The following is a 16,942-nucleotide window of genomic DNA, read 5'->3' on the forward strand; positions in this document are numbered from 1 at the left end:
AAAATTAACCTCCTTTTTTGGTATGAAAATGATACAATGCTCCAAGTAAATTGGCTTCATTTTGAAATTGACAGGCTTTAATAACTGGTTCATGATCATCTTCTTTGTATTGTTTTCTTAAATCATGAAATTGTTTTTGAATAGTTTGAATGAGAAATGGCTGTTGACTGATTCCTCCACCAATAGTTACGATATCTAAATCTAGTAAATAATCAAGATTATAGATCATTGTTGCAATCTGTAAACAATAGTGTTCAAAATACTGCATAGCTTGATGAGATGAAGTCAGTTGTTGAAATACAATCTGTCCATCATCAGGACATTTTAAAATATCACTCAGATCATGAATGAGTTTAACAGCATTATATTCTTTACCAAAGTTAGAATAGCCATTTGATGTAGGAATTAAAAAAGAACCGAGCTCTCCAATTTTATAGTGTTTTGATTCTACGATTTTTTCATGTAATATATATGTTCCGCCAATACCTGAACCTAAGACAATCATAAAACCATTATCAACGTTCTTTAAGCTTCCTTTCCACATTTCACCTAAAGTAGCGCATTTGGCATCATTTTGTAAAGTGACTGGTAAGTGAGTTAAACTGGAAAATTCTTGACAAAAATCTGTTTCATTGAAATAGGGCAGTAAAGTAATAGCGTGGATATATCCTCTTTGACTATCAATAAGACCGGGCATACTGACAGCTATTCCTTCGACTTCTTTTGTGATTAATGTTTTTAAAGTATGATAGAATGTTTCTTTGTTGGTTTTGACAGTAGGAATCATATTCTTTTGTAAGCATATCCCATTAGATTGATAATATCCATATTTGGTATATGTACCACCTATATCTATAGCTAAATACATGATTTTCACCTCTCGTTTCATTATTTCATTGATTCATTTTGAATTCAACCTTTATTCATGTTTTTGATTTCTTTTTTGAGTAATTATGATATAATGATTAGACTGAGAGGATGTGATACGATGAATTTAGACAAATTATTAAATCCAAAACAAAAGGAAGCAGCCACTTATTTAGATTCTCATTTACGTATTATTGCAGGAGCAGGAAGTGGGAAAACACGTGTTTTAACATATCGTATTGCTTACTTGATTGAAGAAGTGGGGATTGAGCCTCGACATATATTGGCTATTACTTTTACAAATAAAGCAGCGAATGAAATGCGTCAAAGAGTTGTGGATTTATTAGGTGAATATGCTTCAGGAGCTCTTTTATGTACAATTCATTCTTTATGTGTCAGAATATTAAGACAGCATATTCATGCTTTTCATTATCCTCATCATTTTGTTATTATGGATGAAGAAGATCAAAAATCATTATTAAAGAAGATTTTTAAAGATAAAAATATTGATAGTAAAACAATGAGTGTAAAAAGCTGTATTCATTATATATCATCATGTAAAATGGCTGAAATCTCACCACAAAAAGCGTATAAATTAGCAGGAGATTTTATAGGTGAGGCCAAAAAAGCAATTGTTTATCAGGAATATGAAAAATATAAAGAAGAACATTTTATGCTGGATTTTGATGATTTGTTGTTGAAGACTGTTGAATTATTTGAGAAATTCCCAGAAATTCTGGAAAAATGGCAGCGTAAATTTCAATATATACATGTAGATGAGTTTCAGGATGTTGGAAATATTGATTATAAATTGATTCATCTTTTATCAGGTCAAGCAACTTTATGTGTAGTTGGAGATCCTGATCAGACAATCTATTCTTTTAGAGGTTCTGATGTGAATTATATAATGAATTTTGATAAAGATTATTCTCATGTCAAAACCATTATTCTTGATCAGAATTATCGTTCTACAAAAACAATATTAGATATATCGAATAATTTGATTCGAAAAAATAAAAATCGTTTAGAAAAAGATTTGTTTACACAATTAGAAGATGGTGATAAAGTTGTGCACTATTCAGCAGGCGATGAAGAAGCAGAAGCTGAGTTTGTCTGTCAGACAATTGAAAATATTATACATCAGGTTGATGGTGTGAATTATCATGATTTTGCGATTCTCTATCGTGCTAATTATTTATCACGTCCTTTTGAACAGAAATTAATTCAGCATCAGATTGATTATAAAATATTTGGTGGATTAAAGTTTTTTAATCGTAAAGAAATTAAAGATGCATTAAGTTATTTACGCTTAATGGTATTTATGGATGATTTATCTTTTGAACGTATTATTAATGTTCCTAGTCGTGGTATTGGTCAAAAAACACTTGAAAAAATCCAACTGAAAGCGATTGAGTATGGCATTAGCTGTTATGAAGCTGTTTGTTTATATAGTGATGAAATTGGATTGAAAGGTAAAGTGAAAAAAGCCATCAGTGAATTTGTACAAGCTATTGAAAAAGCAAGACAATCAAGAAATCCCTTGGCTGATGTCTTTGAATACTTATTGAAAGATATTGGTTATTTTGAAATGCTAAGAAATGATGAAGATGAAAATCGTATTCAAAACATTATGGAGTTAAAAAACTCAATTGCTGGATATATGAATACCCATCCAGATAGTGCTACTTTTGAAAGTTATTTACAGGATATCGCTTTATATACATCACAAGATGATATGACACAGGATGAATATGTGTCATTAATGAGTATTCATATGGCTAAAGGTCTGGAGTTTAACTATGTCTTTGTTGTGGGATTGTCACAGGATGTCTTTCCAAGTTTTAGAAGTGTTTCTGAAGAAGGAGAAGAGGGGATGGAAGAAGAACGTAGATTGGCTTATGTGGCATTTACGCGTGCGAAAAAGCGTCTATATCTGACGGATAGTCAAGGATTTAATTATATGACGAATTCTCCTAAAATGGCTTCTCAGTTTATTGATGAAATTGGTGTAGACCATGTTGAACATATTGGTAAGCCTTCACCATTTAAAACAAAACAATTTGTACATTTAGGCCCAACTGTTGATGAGATGATAGGTGATAATGATATTCATGACTGGAAACAGGGCGATTTTGTAGAGCATGATGTCTTTGGTAAAGGTGTTATTGTTAAAGTTCATGGAAATACTTTAGATATTGCTTTTTCCATGCCATATGGTTTAAAAACATTGATGGCACAGCATAAGGCTTTAAGACGTTTATCGTCATAAAAATGATGTGAAAATAAGGATAATTTTGGGTGATGAATTTTGATGTTTTGTATTTGATTCATCATCTTTTTTTGATATAATGAGCAAGTGAATGGAGTGTGTAAAATGACATTAGAAAGATTGAATGAAATCAAAAAATTATTAAATGAATATAATTATCAATATTATGTCTTAGATAATCCAACAGTATCCGATCAGGAATATGATCGTTTGATGCAAGAGTTGCAAAGTATAGAAGCTAAACATCCTGAATGGGTAACTCCTGACTCACCAAGTCAACGTGTAGGTGGAGAAGTCTTAGAAGGATTTCAGAAAATTACGCATCAAAGAATGATGTTGTCTTTAGGAAATATTTTTAATGAAGATGAACTGAGAGAATTCGATGATCGTATTCGTGATGTGTTTCCTCAAGCTGAATATGTCTGTGAGTTAAAAATAGATGGCTTAGCTGTTTCATTAGTGTATGCTGATGGACAATTGAGTTATGGAGCAACACGTGGTGATGGAACAACTGGTGAAGATATTACGCATAATGTCAAAACAATTAAATCTATTCCATTATCAATTGATTATCAGGGAGATTTTGAAGTGCGTGGAGAAATCTATATGCCTAAAAAATCTTTTGAACAATTGAATCATCAACGTCAACAAGCAGGTGAAGCCTTATTTGCGAATCCTCGAAATGCGGCTGCCGGAAGTGTTAGACAGCTAGATTCAAGTATTGCTGCTAAACGTGGCTTAGATGCATTTTTATATATGGTGCCAACGGCTCAGGAAGTAGGGTGTCAAACACATAAAGAAGCTTTAGATTATATTGCAAAGCTGGGCTTCAAAGTCAATCCTATGACACGTGTTTGTGCAAATATTGATGAAGTATGGAATTTCATTATGGAAATGACAGAAAAACGTCAATCTTTGCCTTATGAAATAGATGGTATAGTCATTAAAGTGAATAATTTAGCATGGCAGGAAAGATTAGGGTATACAGCAAAAGTTCCTAAATGGGCTATTGCCTATAAATTCCCAGCTGAAGAAGTTGTCACAAAACTTAAGGATATTATTTTTACAATTGGAAGAACGGGTCAAATTACGCCAAATGCGGTTTTGGAACCTGTACGTGTCGCTGGTAGTACCGTTCAACGTGCGACATTACATAATGAAGATAACGTTGTTCATAAGGATATTCGTGTTGGCGATTATGTTGTGGTCCGTAAAGCAGGAGATGTTATCCCAGAAGTTGTTCGATCTTTAAAAGAAAGACGTGATGGAACAGAACAGAAATTTAAGATGATTGATGTTTGTCCATATTGTGGGACACCGCTTGTTAGAAAAGACAATGAGGCTGCTTATTATTGTTTAAATGAACATTGTGATTCTAAGAAGATTGAGCGCATCATTCATTTCGCATCTCGTGATGCTATGAATATAGAAGGATTAGGAGAAAAAATTATAGAACAATTTTATAATTTAGGTTTTGTTCGTTCTATTGAAGATATTTATAGTTTATCTAGTCATGAACAGGAAATTATAGATATAGAAGGATTTGGTAGAAAATCAATGGATAATTTGTTAGAGGCTATTGAAAAAAGTAAAGGTAATTCAATGGAAAAATTATTATTTGGTTTAGGAATTAAAGGAATCGGTGCTAAAATGGCTGATAACTTAGCTAAGGAGTTTAAAAGTATGGATGCTTTGCTTGAGGCTTCAACAGCTAAGTTGCTTTCTATGCGTGATGTTGGCGATACACTTGTTCAATCTTTAAATCGTTTTAGAAGTCAACCTCAATCAATGGCTTTATTACAACATTTAAAAGATCTCGGTTTAAATATGAATTATCTAAAAGATACATCTTTACTTCAAGAAAGTATTTTTAATGGAAAAACTGTTTGTGTCACAGGAACATTAGAATTGATGACGCGTAAGGAGATTAAAGAGTATCTTGCCAGACTAGGTGCTAATGTGACAGGTAGTGTATCTAAAAAAACAGATTATCTGATCTGTGGTCGTGATGCTGGAAGTAAACTTGAAAAGGCCAGAGAATTAGGTGTGACTGTATTAAGTGAAGAACAATTTAAGGAGGAGGTTGATTTATGAAAAGAATAATATGTGTTTGTATGGCTTTCTTATTGTTGTTGACTGGTTGTCAATCTTCACAAGATACTGTTGAAGAAGAAACAACAAACAATACTGCATCAATGGAGTCATTTGATGATACTTATTATAATATCGTCAAATTTGAAGATAGTGAACTGAGAGAAGATTTCTATTTGGACTATGGTGCAACATCTGATTTCTCTTCAATTGGAAGAGGATTACAAATTTTATCATCACAATATTTTTCGACTTCTGATCATTATATGAGTGAAGGTCAATATTTAAAGCTTGCTTTAAAACAAGAAATGGTTAAACGTGATAGTGATTATTCTTTACAGCCTGCTGCTGGAACAAAGATTGCCAATGTCAGTGATCCAACAATGGTTCAACAGATTCAAGAACAGGATTTTTGGGAAAAATCAGGTGATAAATATACTTTAAAAGGTGCGTCATTTGTGATTGTTCTTGATCCTCGTGATAAAAATAATGCTCGTTTAAAAACGCAGATGGATGATCAATCTATTTTAAATTATGGATATGAATGTAGTGAGAAATTATATGAAATTATTCAATCTCACGAAGATTTTGAAAAGTTAAAGAATTTACCTGTTTTAATTACGGTTTATCAGGCAACTGATTTAACAGAAAGTACTGTAGATGGAAATTATATTTTAAAGACATACTGTGATGGTTCTTATGGAAATAGTGAAGAAGTAAATTTTGAAACTGTTTTATTTTCAAGTACACGTGCCGAAGAATTAGATGCTACAACATCTAATGAATTTGATATTATTAAAAGTAATTTAAAAGATGCAGCAACTGAAGCTGCTGGATTAGTAGGAACTGCCAGATATCAAAATGGTGAAATTCAATCAATGGTTATAGAAGCTCATTTAAACGTGAAAACAGCAACTGAATTGATGTATTTATCTTCTATTTTGGCGAATGGTGTTGATACGCGTTTTTCATCTGATTTTGATATTAAAGTGCTTATATATTCACAAGATGAATTACAGGCGATTGTGATTAAAGATAGAGGACAAGACGTTAAAAGTTATTATTTATATTAGAGGATGGACTATGGACGAAAGAGAATTAATTCAATCATTAGCAAAAGATGTAAAGTTATCTGTTTTGGATGAAAATATGGATGCTTTCATTGAAGCATATCATCAATTTCTCAAACAGGTTCAAAGTCTAGAAAGTATTCAAACTGAAGGTGTAGAGCCTTTGGTTTTTCCTTTTGAGGTAGAAACTTCTTTTTTAAGGGAAGATAGTATACAGGATGTTATGCGTAGAGAAGATATTTTAAAAAATGCAAAACACATCAAAAATCAACAAATTCAGATTCCTAAGGTGGTGGAATGATGAATGTTTATAGTATAGAAGAATTGCATCATGGTTTTAAAACTGGTCAAATTCTTCCTGAAAATTATTATCAGGAGATTTGGCATGAGGCTCAATATCAGCAAAAACGCTTAAATGCTTTTGCGCTTATGACGTTTGATAAAGCACAACAAGATTTAAAACATGCGCAATTTCAAAATATTTTGAGTGGAATTCCCTATGTTTTAAAAGATAATTTTAATACAAAAGGGATATATACAACAGCATCCAGCCGTATGTTGGCTGATTATTTACCTGTATATAATGCACATATTGTTGATTTACTGGAAAAAGCAGAATGCTGTTTAATTGGAAAAGCTTCAATGGATGAATTAGGCATGGGAACTATGAATATGACTGCTTTGACGGGATCTGTTTTGAATCCATGGAATATTCAAAGAGTTGCTGGTGGTTCATCTGGAGGATGTGCAGCATTAGTTGGAAGTGGCGTTGTTCCTTTTGCGATTGGCAGTGACACAGGCGATTCTATTCGTCGTCCTGCTGGTTTTTGTGGCATTGTAGGAATGAAACCTACATGGGGATTGATATCACGTTATGGTTTGATTCCTTATGCTGCCAGTTTAGATACGGTTGGTGCTATGACCAGAAGCGTTAAAGATATGAGTATTGTTTTAGAAAATATTGCTGGCTATGATGAACATGATATGACATCATGTACTAAAAAAGTACCATCTTATTATCAATCTTTATCTTCAGATGTATCTCATTTGAAAATTGCTGTCATAAAAAATGTGTATGAAAGATTAGCGGATTCACGCATAAAAGAAAAATTTATGAATTGTGTTTCCATATTCAAAAGATTAGGGGCAACAATTCATGAAGTTGAATTTCCAGATACTTATCTTCAGGCTTTATCACCAGTTTATCAGATTATTGCTAATGGGGAAGCTACAAGTCAACATGCCTGCTTAGATGGCATTAAGTATGGCTTACAAAAACAAGGGGAAAATATAGATGATATGATTATACGTACTCGAAGCCAGGGTTTTCATCAAAGCATTCAACAGCGTTTTATTTTGGGTTCATTGGCCTTGAAACAGGAAAATCAGGAAAAGATGTTTAGAAAAGCTCAACAGGTCAGACGACTCATTGTCAATTCGATTCAAGATTTATATCGTCATTATGATATTATTTTGACTCCTAATGGTGAGGGAATTGCTCCTTTTCTTAATGAGGCTAAGCAAGTTGAATATACATTAGTTGATGATTTTTTGATCATTGCGAATTTGGCAGGATTACCAAGTTTAACTTTACCATGTGGTTTTGTTGACCATATGCCCGTAGCCATTCATATAATGGGACGATGTTTTGAGGAACAGACTGTTCTCAATTGCGCCTATGCGTTAGAAAAATCGCTATCTTTTTCTCAGCAATATTGCCAAAAGGAGATTCAACATGTTTGAAACAATCATAGGTATTGAAGTCCACTGTGAATTAAAAACGCAGTCTAAAATGTTTTCTTCAGCTCCTGTTTCATTTGGACAACCACCTAATAGTCAAGCTCATGTTATAGATTTAGCGATGCCAGGAACTTTACCATCGGTTAATAAAAAAGCAGTGGAAATGGCTATTCGTGTTTGTCATGCCTTGCATATGGATATAGATAGTTTGCTTCGTTTTGATCGTAAGAATTATTATTATCCAGATTTACCAAAAGGTTTCCAAATAACGCAACAATATCATCCTATTGGTAAAAATGGATATTTAGATATTGAAGTCAATGGACAAAAAATACATATCAATATAGAACAGCTTCATCTTGAAGAAGATACAGCAAAACTCACCCATGATGACGATTGTACATTGATTGATTATAATCGTGCAGGTATTCCTTTGATTGAAATTGTGACACAACCTCAGTTTCATAATAGTCAGGAGGTTTGTGCTTATTTGGAAGCTTTAAGAATGATTTTGATTTATACTGATGTTTCAGATGCTATTATGGCTCAAGGGTCTATGCGCTGTGATATTAATATTTCATTACGCCATGAAGGGTCTCAAGGCTATGGTGAAAAAGTGGAAATTAAAAATTTGAATTCACTCGCTAATGTGCAAAAAGCGATTGATTTTGAAATTCAAAGACAGACAGAACTTTTATTGAATCATTACCCCGTTCCAAGACAAACGCGACGTTTTGATGAAAAGACACAAAAGACAATAGCGATGCGTGATAAGGAATTATTAGCTGATTATCGTTATTATCCTGAACCTAATATTTTACCAGTTCGTCTACCATGGCAATGGATTGAAAGTATTAAAGATCATTTACCAGTGCTTCCAGCACAAAGACGCGATAAATATATTCATGAATATAAACTTTCAGTAAAAGAAGCTGATACGCTTTTATTGAATAAAGATTTATCAGATTTTTATGACCAGGTAGTTAAACAATGTATATATTATGATACAGTATGTCACTGGCTTATTGGAGATGTTTTGTCTTATCTTCATAAAAATCATTTACATATTCATGATATATTTGAAGTTCAGGATTTTGCGAAACTGATGAATATGACAGGTCAAGGAATTGTTTCTTCTAAACAAACAAAACAGGTTTTATCACTAATGATTTTAGAAAAAAAGGATCCTTTAACTATTATGCAAAAACATCATATTCAACAAATGAATGATGAAAATGTTTTGATAGAGCTGATTGAAGAACTGCTAGATAATCACTTTCAATTGGTTCAGGATTACCATCAGGGTAAGACAAATCTTTTAGGTTATTTTGTAGGACAAGTCATGAAAAAAACTCAAGGACAAGCGAATCCTCAAAAAACAAATCAATTATTAAAACAATTATTGGAAAAAAGAAAAACATAATGTTCTATACATTGTTCATGAATTTTGGTACAATAGAGAAAAAGTAGGTGAAAAATAATGGCAAAAAAATTTCATTTTGATGATGAAGACGATATTCAGGATGAATACCAACCTTCATCATATCTTGATGATTTAGAAAACAAAAGAGAAAATGTGCCTTATACTGCAATAGATGAAGAAGATGACGAGGAAGAGGAGCCAATGAAGAAAAAGAAAAAAGGTTTTGTTATGAAATGGTGGCACTATCTGCTCATTTTATTTGGAGCTTTAGCTGTTGCTTTTATTATTTATATCGTAGTTTTATCATTTAATAATGGTCCTGTCTACGGAGAACGCTGTGAAGGTATGGTGAGTATTTCTAAAGATGCCAGAGATTCAACTGTGTCAACTATGGAAGAAAAATATGATGAAATTGAATCAATGACACTTTCAACTGAATGTCGTCAATTAAAATTAGATATTACTTTTAAAGCAGGTATGAGCACCAAAGAAGCACAAAATATTGCAGAAGAAACAGTTCAAACTTTGGATGGTATTGTGGGAAGAGAAAAAGAAGATGGCCAAAAATATAGTGATTTATTTGGTACAATTGATGGTGTGACACAATATGAAGTCAATGTTTTCATGACATCTTCTGATAGTGAAGATTTTCCGATTTATGGAACAAAAAATATTCAAAATGATGAGTTTTCCTATACTTTAGCTTCTGTAAGAGATGAAGAAAGTGCAAAGAAAGCTCAAGAAACTTTAACGGATGAATAAAACGAGCTAAGCTCGTTTTTTTATAGGAGGACATATATTATTATGCAAAAGAATGAATATATTGAGGCAAAATGTATTGATTACACTCATGATGGGATGGGAATTGTCAAATATGAAGGAATGCCAATTTTTGTAAAAAATATGCTTGTTGATGAAATTGGAAAAATCAAGATTATTAAAGTTTTGAAAAAATATGCCATTGGAAGGCTTATTGAATTGAGTGATTCCAGTCCACTTCGTCAAGAAGCAAGATGTCCGATATTTAAACAATGTGGTGGCTGCCATTTACAGCATTTAAATCAATTGGCACAACAACAGTTGAAAACCAAGAGGGTTGCAGATACATTACTTAAAATTGGTCATTGTCAAGTGCCAGTTGAACCATGCCTCATGATGGAAAATCCCTGGTTTTATCGTAATAAAGTTCAAGTTCCTGTAGGAATGCATCAAAACCATCTCGTAACTGGATTTTATAAGCAGCATAGTAATGATATTGTGGCGATGGATCAATGTTATATTCAAAATGAGTTATCTAATCAGCTCATCCCTTTTACAAGACAATTGTTGGAAGAAGTAGGTGAAAAGGCTTATGATAAAGTCACACATCAGGGAAATATTAAGCATATTCTTGTCAAATATGGTTATCATACGAATCAGGCTATGCTTGTTTTCATTACATATCAACGTTCTATTCGTCAAAAAGACTATTTAATACAAGCTCTTAAAAAGCAATTTCCACAGTTAAAAACAATCATTCAAAATTATAATCCTCGCCATGATAATGTGATTTTAGGTGATGATGTTATGATTTTAGATGGTGATGGATATATAGAAGATCAGTTATTAGGAAACACATATCGTATTTCTTTAAAATCTTTTTATCAGATCAACCCATTACAGGTGGAAGTCCTATATCAAAAAGCTATTGAATATGCCAATTTACAACCAACTGATGAAGTGATAGATGCTTATTGTGGGATTGGAACAATATCTTTATCATTAGCTCAATATGTTCATAAGGTTTATGGTGTTGAAATTGTTGAACAGGCAATTATTGATGCTAAAGAAAATGCAAAAAGAAATCATATTGATAATGTTGAATTTTATTGTCAGGATGCTGGTGAATTTATGGTTGATTTTGCGACAAAGCATAAACAAATTGATGCTGTGATTGTCGATCCACCTAGAAAAGGATGTTCTCAATTATTTTTGAATCAGCTATTGTTATTATCTCCTGATAAAATTGTATATATTTCATGTGATGTGGCAACTCAGGCAAGAGATATTGATATCTTGCAACAACATGGATACCATGCTGTGAAATGTCAGCCTGTTGATATGTTTCCACAAAGCTTTCATATCGAAAATATTGTGCTTCTTACAAAATAAGATAAAACCTATTGTTTTGGTTGACAAAAAAGTTAACTGTGTTACAATGGAGGTCGAATAAGTGGTGGAGTCTGTCATAAAGCTAATACGCTTTATTTATTCGAGAGTTTTACTTTATATGTGTAAAATAAAATATCTTGACAGATTCTTTTAGGAATCTGTTTTTTTATAAACAGATTTGAAGGGAGTTGTCATATAGGAAAAGATATGTGTTGAAATAGATTATTTTATAATTGTTTTATAAAAATATATGATATTTTATATCAAATGTTAATATTTATGGAGGAGAAAGATGGAAACGGTTGATTTTCATAAATCAAAGAAAAAGAAAGTCTTTTCACCTATGCGACGTATTGCTTTTAGCTTTTTTATGGTAATACTGGTAGGTTCTTTGTTATTGGCTTGTCCATTTTCAAATCAAGGAGCAGTTGCTCCATACATTGATCATTTGTTTATTGCAACATCAGCGACTTGTGTAACTGGCTTGGTGCCAGTTGTTGTCGCTGATCAATATACACTCATTGGACAACTTATTATTATTTTGCTTATTCAAATTGGTGGATTGGGATTCTTGACCTTATTGAATATGTTCATTTATGCTTTAAGGAAAAGGTTAACATATACAAATAAAATTATTATGCAGGAAGCATTAAATCAGAATTCTATGGCTGCCATTGGCGTTTATATTAAAAGAGTTATTAAATATACAGCTTTTTTTGAAATTGTTGGCGCATTATTATTATGTATTGTTTTTGTTCCTGAATTTGGTCTTGTGAAAGGAATTTATTATGGATTCTGGCATTCAATTTCAGCTTTCTGTAATGCTGGTTTTGATATTCTTGGTCCTAATTCTTTGATTCCTTATCAAACAAATGTTCTAATGAACTTGACGATTGCTGGTTTGATTATTGCTGGAGGTTTGGGATTTGTTGTTTGGATTGATTTAAGAATGTCTTGGCGTCACTATAAAGAAAATTTTAAATTTTTTAGGATAAAGACATTTTTCTCATCATTATCTCTTCATACAAAAATTGTTCTTTTAGCAACAGTCTCATTATTGCTAGGGGGAACATTAGTCATTTTATTCCTTGAATATAATAATCCAGGAACATTAGGACCATTGCCATGGGGTGATAAAATTTTAGCAAGTTTCTTCCAGTCTACGACAACGAGAACTGCTGGATTTGCTTCTGTTGATATGGCCTCTTTACATGATTCGACAAAATTATTTATGTCTATTCTCATGTTTATTGGTGGTTCACCAGCAGGAACAGCTGGGGGAATAAAAACAGCTACTTTAGTCATTGCATTAATGTATTTACATTCTTTACAGAATGGTTATGAAGTTGTCACAATGTTTAAACGTCGTATTGATGATCAGGTCGTGAAACGTTCATTGACTATTGCTATATTAAGTTTCTTTGTTTGTTCGTTGGGATTATTTATATTGTCGATGAATGAAGGTGCAGATTTTATTGATTTAATCTTTGAAGTCTTCTCAGCATTTGGAACAGTTGGTTTATCTGCATCACTCACACCAACTTTGACTGTCATAGGAAAAATAGTTATTATTATATTAATGTATATTGGACGTATTGGGCCAATGACAATGGTATTAGTCTTTGCAAAGAAATATAAACAAAAGAAAGGAAAGGACATCGTTTATCCAGTTGGTGATGTTCTGATAGGATAGGGAAAATGAAAAGTAAACAAGTTGTAGTATTAGGGTTAGGTGTTTTTGGTTCAACAATTACCAAAACATTATCACAGTATGGTTGTGAGGTTGTGGCAGTAGATAAATGCCCTGAATGTGTACAAAGAGTTTCAGAATTTGCTACAAAGGCAGTTATTGGAGATATTACTGATAAAGATTTTTTGATTGATTTAGGAATCGAAGAATTTGATGTTGGTATTGTTGCTATTGGTAATCATTTAGAAGAAAGTCTTTTAGGTGTTTTGAATTTAAAAGAAATTGGTATTCCATATATTATCGCAAAAGCTAAGAATAAAAGATTTAAATCTATCTTAGAAAAAATTGGTGCTGATCGTATTATTCGTCCTGAAAAAGAAATGGGAGAAAGACTCGCACGAACATTGCTTAGAAAGAACATAACTGATTTGGTTGAACTTGATGAAAATTATAGCTTAGTGGAAATGAAAGTACCACAGGCATGGGTTGGACATACGTTATCTTCTTTAGATTTAAGAAAAAAATATGGAATCAATATTTTAGGACAACGTGATATGGAAACACAGAAAATTGAACTTTATGTTAATCCGGAACATGTCTTACGTGTAAATGATCATTTCTTAATGGTCGCTGAAACTGAAAAAATTGAAAGATTTGATTATTTAATTGTTTAATGTTGGCAGGTGAATATATGTCTATTGATGTAAAAAGAATATTAGGAACAGCTTTGTTAGAATTGACTCAAAAAAAGCCTTTAGAATCTTTGACAGTATCTCAAATTTTAAAAGAAACAGGTGTCAGCAGACAAACATTTTATAATCATTTTAAAGATAAGAATGATTTGATTTGCTATGTTTATGATACATTTATTGTTCCTGATTTTCATGATCAGAATATGAATATTGATTTTCATGATTCACTATTAGTGACTTTTGAAAATATAAAAAAATATCACTGGTTTATGAAACAGGCGTGTCAAATGGAAGGGCAGAACTGTTTAAAGGATTATATTGTTGATCATTGTCAAGCTTTTGATTTAAAGTGGCATCAGGAGCTTTATGGCAAAGAACCTATGCCAGATGCTTTAAGGTTTGCAACAATCTATCATGCTCATGCATCTAGCAGTATGACATTATCTTGGATTCTTTCTGATATGCCAGTTCCATGTGAAGAGATTGTTCAAATGATTGTTGAGATGCGAGGACTAGGCATGGATAAATTATTTCAAGATAGTGACAATTCAATTCATCCTTATCAGAAATAGACAAATTCATAGAAATGTCCATTTTTAGACAAAACAAAAAATATATAAATAGAAATCTCCTTCTTTTTATACTAAAATAAAAGTATAAAAGAAAGGAGATTTTTTGATGAGAAATATAGTTAAGAATAATAAAGGGCAGGCGGTTGCTCCTGTTTCCATTCCTATAACAAAGGAAGCCTTTTATAGTGACCAGGAAACACGTATTTATTGGCTAGGTGGTGCAGGCATTATGATACACAGTTATCAGACAAATGTTATGATTGACCCAGTATTAGAAGGATTTGATATTCCTTTGTTGTATGAAGTGCCTATTTTATCACAGGATGTCCCACAATTAGATGGTATATTGATTACTCATATAGATAATGATCATTTTTCTCGACCTACTTGCCGTCATGTACAAAATGTTTGTCAAAAATATTATGCTCCTAATTATGTTGCAGATGTTATGAATGAAGAGGGATTTCAAACTGAAAAGCATGATATTGATGATGTTTTTCAAGTACAGGATTTATCTGTTCAATTAACACGAGCACAACATAACTGGCAAAATGGTTCGAAAAAATGGCAATATCGTTATTGGGAAGAGAAAGATTATTGTGGTTATTGGTTAAAAACGCCTGATGGAACAATTTGGTTACCTGGTGATTCACGTTTATTAGATGAACATTTGCATATGCCTGAACCAGATGTCATATTATTTGATTTTGCTGATAATGATTGGCATATTACTTTGGATGGAGCAATTCAATTGGCTAATACATACCCTCAAGCTCATTTGATTTGTATACATTGGGGTAGTGTTGATGCTCCAGATATGACACCATTTAATGGTAATCCTGAAGATTTATACCAAAGAGTCATCAATCCTGATAGAATACATGTGTTGGCTCCAGGTGAAGCATTTGTTTTAAAGGGTGAACATTAATGAAAACATTATACCTCATGCGTCATGGTGAAACCTTGTTTAATGTTCTTCATAAGATTCAAGGATGGTGTGATTCTCCATTGACATCGAAAGGAATTCAACAAGCCCTTTTAGCAAAAAAATGGTTTGAGGAACATCAGATTCATTTTGATCATGCTTATAGTTCAACAAGTGAAAGATGTTGTGATACATTAGAATTAATAACGTCCATGCCATATCAGCGATGTAAAGGACTTAAAGAAAATAATTATGGCTTACTAGAAGGAGAACATGATTATTTGGCAGAAAATGATCCTCAAAAATGTGAAACCTATTATTTGCAATTTGGTGGTGAATCTAATAATACTTTAAAAGAGAGAATGGTTGATACATTAACTGCGATTATGGAGAAAGAAGATCATTATTCTGTTTTGGCAGTAAGTCATGGTGGCGCCTGTTTTAATTTTTTAAGAGCATGGCAAGATCCAACAGAAGAATTAAAAAAAGGATTTGGAAATTGTTGTATTTTTGTATATGAATATGACAATCATCAATTTTATTTAAAAAATGTGATTAGACAAGACGATAAGTCATAAGAACTCTATGATGAATTTAAGTTGAAATAACAGTAAAAAATATATATTGAGGTTTCATTGAATATAGGTAATAGTGATAGATATGAAAAAAGATGATTTGGTGTCAAATCATCTTTTCTATATGTTGAATTGGATAAGCATATTTTTCAATATATATTAAATATCCTAAATTAATGGAAACAGGAATCATTAAAAACCAAATGGCTGCTAAAGAAAAAATGGACCATAGAAGATACGACAAAGCAACACCACAATGAAAACATAATAAAGTGCCACCAAAAAAACAACCTTTTTTGAGTTTTTCTTGTTTGATTGTGGTGTCCTGTATTAAAAAATATTCTGTCAATGATACAACAGTCTGTTTGATATTATTGGTTGAAAAAATAGTAGAACTTGTATATCCCATAGCGCCTTTGAAAATACACCATTGAAATGCTGTAACAAAAAAACAAGGATACAAAGCAATGATTGGCGGTATGTCTTCAGGAATAAATCCCAATATAACAATACATATCATTTCAAGATATAAAACAAGGTGTTTAAGATTCCATTGAGATTTATATGTTAAAACTGTGGCAATCATTATTGCTAGAATATATATAAGAAGGGCACCTATTCGCATTAAAGATTCCACATAATTAGCTCCAAATATATTTTTGATCAGTTCAATTAAATTAGCAGTTTGTGCAGATCCAAAAATATTCATTCTAGCAAAAATAGCATATCCACCTAAGAAACCACCTATCATAGCCATCAAAAAATGAAGAATAGCATCTTGATGATCTTTTTTCATTGATAACACTCCCTTAAATGCTTTTTTATTATATCACTCGACATCTATTTGACAATATATATTGATAAAAAATAAAAAAAA

Annotated in this window: 15 protein-coding genes; 13 read left to right on the forward strand and 2 right to left on the reverse strand. The window is 32.1% G+C overall.

Annotated elements, in window-relative coordinates:
- Positions 1-4 precede the first annotated feature (4 nt).
- Complete coding sequence (locus ACESR5_RS00885; RefSeq protein WP_373153798.1) at positions 5-868, reverse strand: ROK family protein; 864 nt, start codon at positions 866-868, stop codon at positions 5-7.
- A gap of 120 nt (positions 869-988) precedes the next feature.
- Here ACESR5_RS00885 and ACESR5_RS00890 point away from each other — a divergent pair, with 120 nt between their 5' ends.
- The 13 genes from ACESR5_RS00890 to ACESR5_RS00950 all read left to right on the forward strand — a co-directional run bounded on the left by ACESR5_RS00890 (position 989) and on the right by ACESR5_RS00950 (position 16,068).
- Positions 989-3,136 (forward strand): ATP-dependent helicase, encoded by a 2,148-nt coding sequence (locus ACESR5_RS00890; RefSeq protein WP_373153800.1) that lies wholly within the window; start codon positions 989-991, stop codon positions 3,134-3,136.
- Between the two features lie 105 nt (positions 3,137-3,241).
- A complete protein-coding gene (ligA, locus tag ACESR5_RS00895; RefSeq protein ID WP_373153801.1) occupies positions 3,242-5,230 on the forward strand; it encodes an NAD-dependent DNA ligase LigA in 1,989 nt (662 codons plus the stop codon).
- Entirely contained in the window at positions 5,227-6,300 is a 1,074-nt protein-coding gene (locus tag ACESR5_RS00900; RefSeq protein WP_087245547.1) for a CamS family sex pheromone protein, read from the forward strand. The genes ligA and ACESR5_RS00900 overlap by 4 nt, the downstream gene beginning before the upstream one ends.
- Positions 6,301-6,310: 10 nt before the next feature.
- The gene (gene gatC / locus ACESR5_RS00905) at positions 6,311-6,598 is read left to right on the forward strand and encodes an Asp-tRNA(Asn)/Glu-tRNA(Gln) amidotransferase subunit GatC (protein WP_087303841.1); all 288 of its coding nucleotides are present in this window, start codon (positions 6,311-6,313) and stop codon (positions 6,596-6,598) included.
- A complete protein-coding gene (locus tag ACESR5_RS00910; RefSeq protein WP_373153802.1) occupies positions 6,595-8,040 on the forward strand; it encodes an amidase family protein in 1,446 nt (481 codons plus the stop codon). The genes gatC and ACESR5_RS00910 overlap by 4 nt, the downstream gene beginning before the upstream one ends.
- Positions 8,033-9,460 carry an Asp-tRNA(Asn)/Glu-tRNA(Gln) amidotransferase subunit GatB gene (gatB, locus tag ACESR5_RS00915; RefSeq protein ID WP_373153803.1) on the forward strand — a complete coding sequence of 476 codons (1,428 nt, stop codon included), beginning with the start codon at positions 8,033-8,035 and terminating at the stop codon, positions 9,458-9,460. The genes ACESR5_RS00910 and gatB overlap by 8 nt, the downstream gene beginning before the upstream one ends.
- Positions 9,461-9,517: 57 nt before the next feature.
- Positions 9,518-10,222 (forward strand): hypothetical protein, encoded by a 705-nt coding sequence (locus tag ACESR5_RS00920; protein WP_087245538.1) that lies wholly within the window; start codon positions 9,518-9,520, stop codon positions 10,220-10,222.
- Between the two features lie 42 nt (positions 10,223-10,264).
- On the forward strand, positions 10,265-11,611 hold the full coding sequence (gene rlmD / locus ACESR5_RS00925) for a 23S rRNA (uracil(1939)-C(5))-methyltransferase RlmD (protein WP_191492226.1): 1,347 nt from the start codon (positions 10,265-10,267) through the stop codon (positions 11,609-11,611).
- A 292-nt stretch (positions 11,612-11,903) separates the two neighbouring features.
- Positions 11,904-13,304, forward strand: coding sequence for a TrkH family potassium uptake protein (locus ACESR5_RS00930; RefSeq protein WP_087245535.1), 1,401 nt, complete (start codon positions 11,904-11,906; stop codon positions 13,302-13,304).
- A gap of 5 nt (positions 13,305-13,309) precedes the next feature.
- Positions 13,310-13,975 carry a TrkA family potassium uptake protein gene (locus tag ACESR5_RS00935; RefSeq protein ID WP_087245533.1) on the forward strand — a complete coding sequence of 222 codons (666 nt, stop codon included), beginning with the start codon at positions 13,310-13,312 and terminating at the stop codon, positions 13,973-13,975.
- 17 nt (positions 13,976-13,992) lie between these two features.
- The gene (locus ACESR5_RS00940; RefSeq protein WP_158093985.1) at positions 13,993-14,565 is read left to right on the forward strand and encodes a TetR family transcriptional regulator; all 573 of its coding nucleotides are present in this window, start codon (positions 13,993-13,995) and stop codon (positions 14,563-14,565) included.
- A 106-nt stretch (positions 14,566-14,671) separates the two neighbouring features.
- On the forward strand, positions 14,672-15,493 hold the full coding sequence (locus tag ACESR5_RS00945) for an MBL fold metallo-hydrolase (protein WP_129736285.1): 822 nt from the start codon (positions 14,672-14,674) through the stop codon (positions 15,491-15,493).
- Positions 15,493-16,068, forward strand: coding sequence for a histidine phosphatase family protein (locus tag ACESR5_RS00950; RefSeq protein WP_087245527.1), 576 nt, complete (start codon positions 15,493-15,495; stop codon positions 16,066-16,068). The genes ACESR5_RS00945 and ACESR5_RS00950 overlap by 1 nt, the downstream gene beginning before the upstream one ends.
- 103 nt (positions 16,069-16,171) lie before the next feature.
- On the opposite strand, the gene ACESR5_RS00955 is transcribed toward ACESR5_RS00950, so the two are convergent.
- Positions 16,172-16,861, reverse strand: a complete 690-nt coding sequence (locus ACESR5_RS00955; RefSeq protein WP_087245525.1) for a YoaK family protein — start codon at positions 16,859-16,861, stop codon at positions 16,172-16,174.
- Positions 16,862-16,942 lie beyond the last annotated feature (81 nt).

This window comes from Clostridium sp. AUH-JLR23 (assembly GCF_964238065.1).
GTDB lineage: Bacteria > Bacillota_I > Bacilli_A > Erysipelotrichales > Coprobacillaceae > Allocoprobacillus > Allocoprobacillus merdigallinarum.

Bases quoted from the DNA above. Each gene is read 5' to 3' on its own strand.
- ACESR5_RS00955 (WP_087245525.1), bottom strand. From the start codon at position 16,861: ATGAAAAAAGATCATCAAGATGCTATTCTTCATTTTTTGATGGCTATG.
- ACESR5_RS00930 (WP_087245535.1), top strand. From the start codon at position 11,904: ATGGAAACGGTTGATTTTCATAAATCAAAGAAAAAGAAAGTCTTTTCA.
- ACESR5_RS00885 (WP_373153798.1), bottom strand. From the start codon at position 868: ATGTATTTAGCTATAGATATAGGTGGTACATATACCAAATATGGATAT.
- ACESR5_RS00890 (WP_373153800.1), top strand. From the start codon at position 989: ATGAATTTAGACAAATTATTAAATCCAAAACAAAAGGAAGCAGCCACT.
- ACESR5_RS00900 (WP_087245547.1), top strand. From the start codon at position 5,227: ATGAAAAGAATAATATGTGTTTGTATGGCTTTCTTATTGTTGTTGACT.
- gatC (WP_087303841.1), top strand. From the start codon at position 6,311: ATGGACGAAAGAGAATTAATTCAATCATTAGCAAAAGATGTAAAGTTA.
- ACESR5_RS00920 (WP_087245538.1), top strand. From the start codon at position 9,518: ATGGCAAAAAAATTTCATTTTGATGATGAAGACGATATTCAGGATGAA.
- ACESR5_RS00910 (WP_373153802.1), top strand. From the start codon at position 6,595: ATGATGAATGTTTATAGTATAGAAGAATTGCATCATGGTTTTAAAACT.
- gatB (WP_373153803.1), top strand. From the start codon at position 8,033: ATGTTTGAAACAATCATAGGTATTGAAGTCCACTGTGAATTAAAAACG.
- ACESR5_RS00935 (WP_087245533.1), top strand. From the start codon at position 13,310: ATGAAAAGTAAACAAGTTGTAGTATTAGGGTTAGGTGTTTTTGGTTCA.
- ACESR5_RS00940 (WP_158093985.1), top strand. From the start codon at position 13,993: ATGTCTATTGATGTAAAAAGAATATTAGGAACAGCTTTGTTAGAATTG.
- ACESR5_RS00950 (WP_087245527.1), top strand. From the start codon at position 15,493: ATGAAAACATTATACCTCATGCGTCATGGTGAAACCTTGTTTAATGTT.
- ACESR5_RS00945 (WP_129736285.1), top strand. From the start codon at position 14,672: ATGAGAAATATAGTTAAGAATAATAAAGGGCAGGCGGTTGCTCCTGTT.
- rlmD (WP_191492226.1), top strand. From the start codon at position 10,265: ATGCAAAAGAATGAATATATTGAGGCAAAATGTATTGATTACACTCAT.
- ligA (WP_373153801.1), top strand. From the start codon at position 3,242: ATGACATTAGAAAGATTGAATGAAATCAAAAAATTATTAAATGAATAT.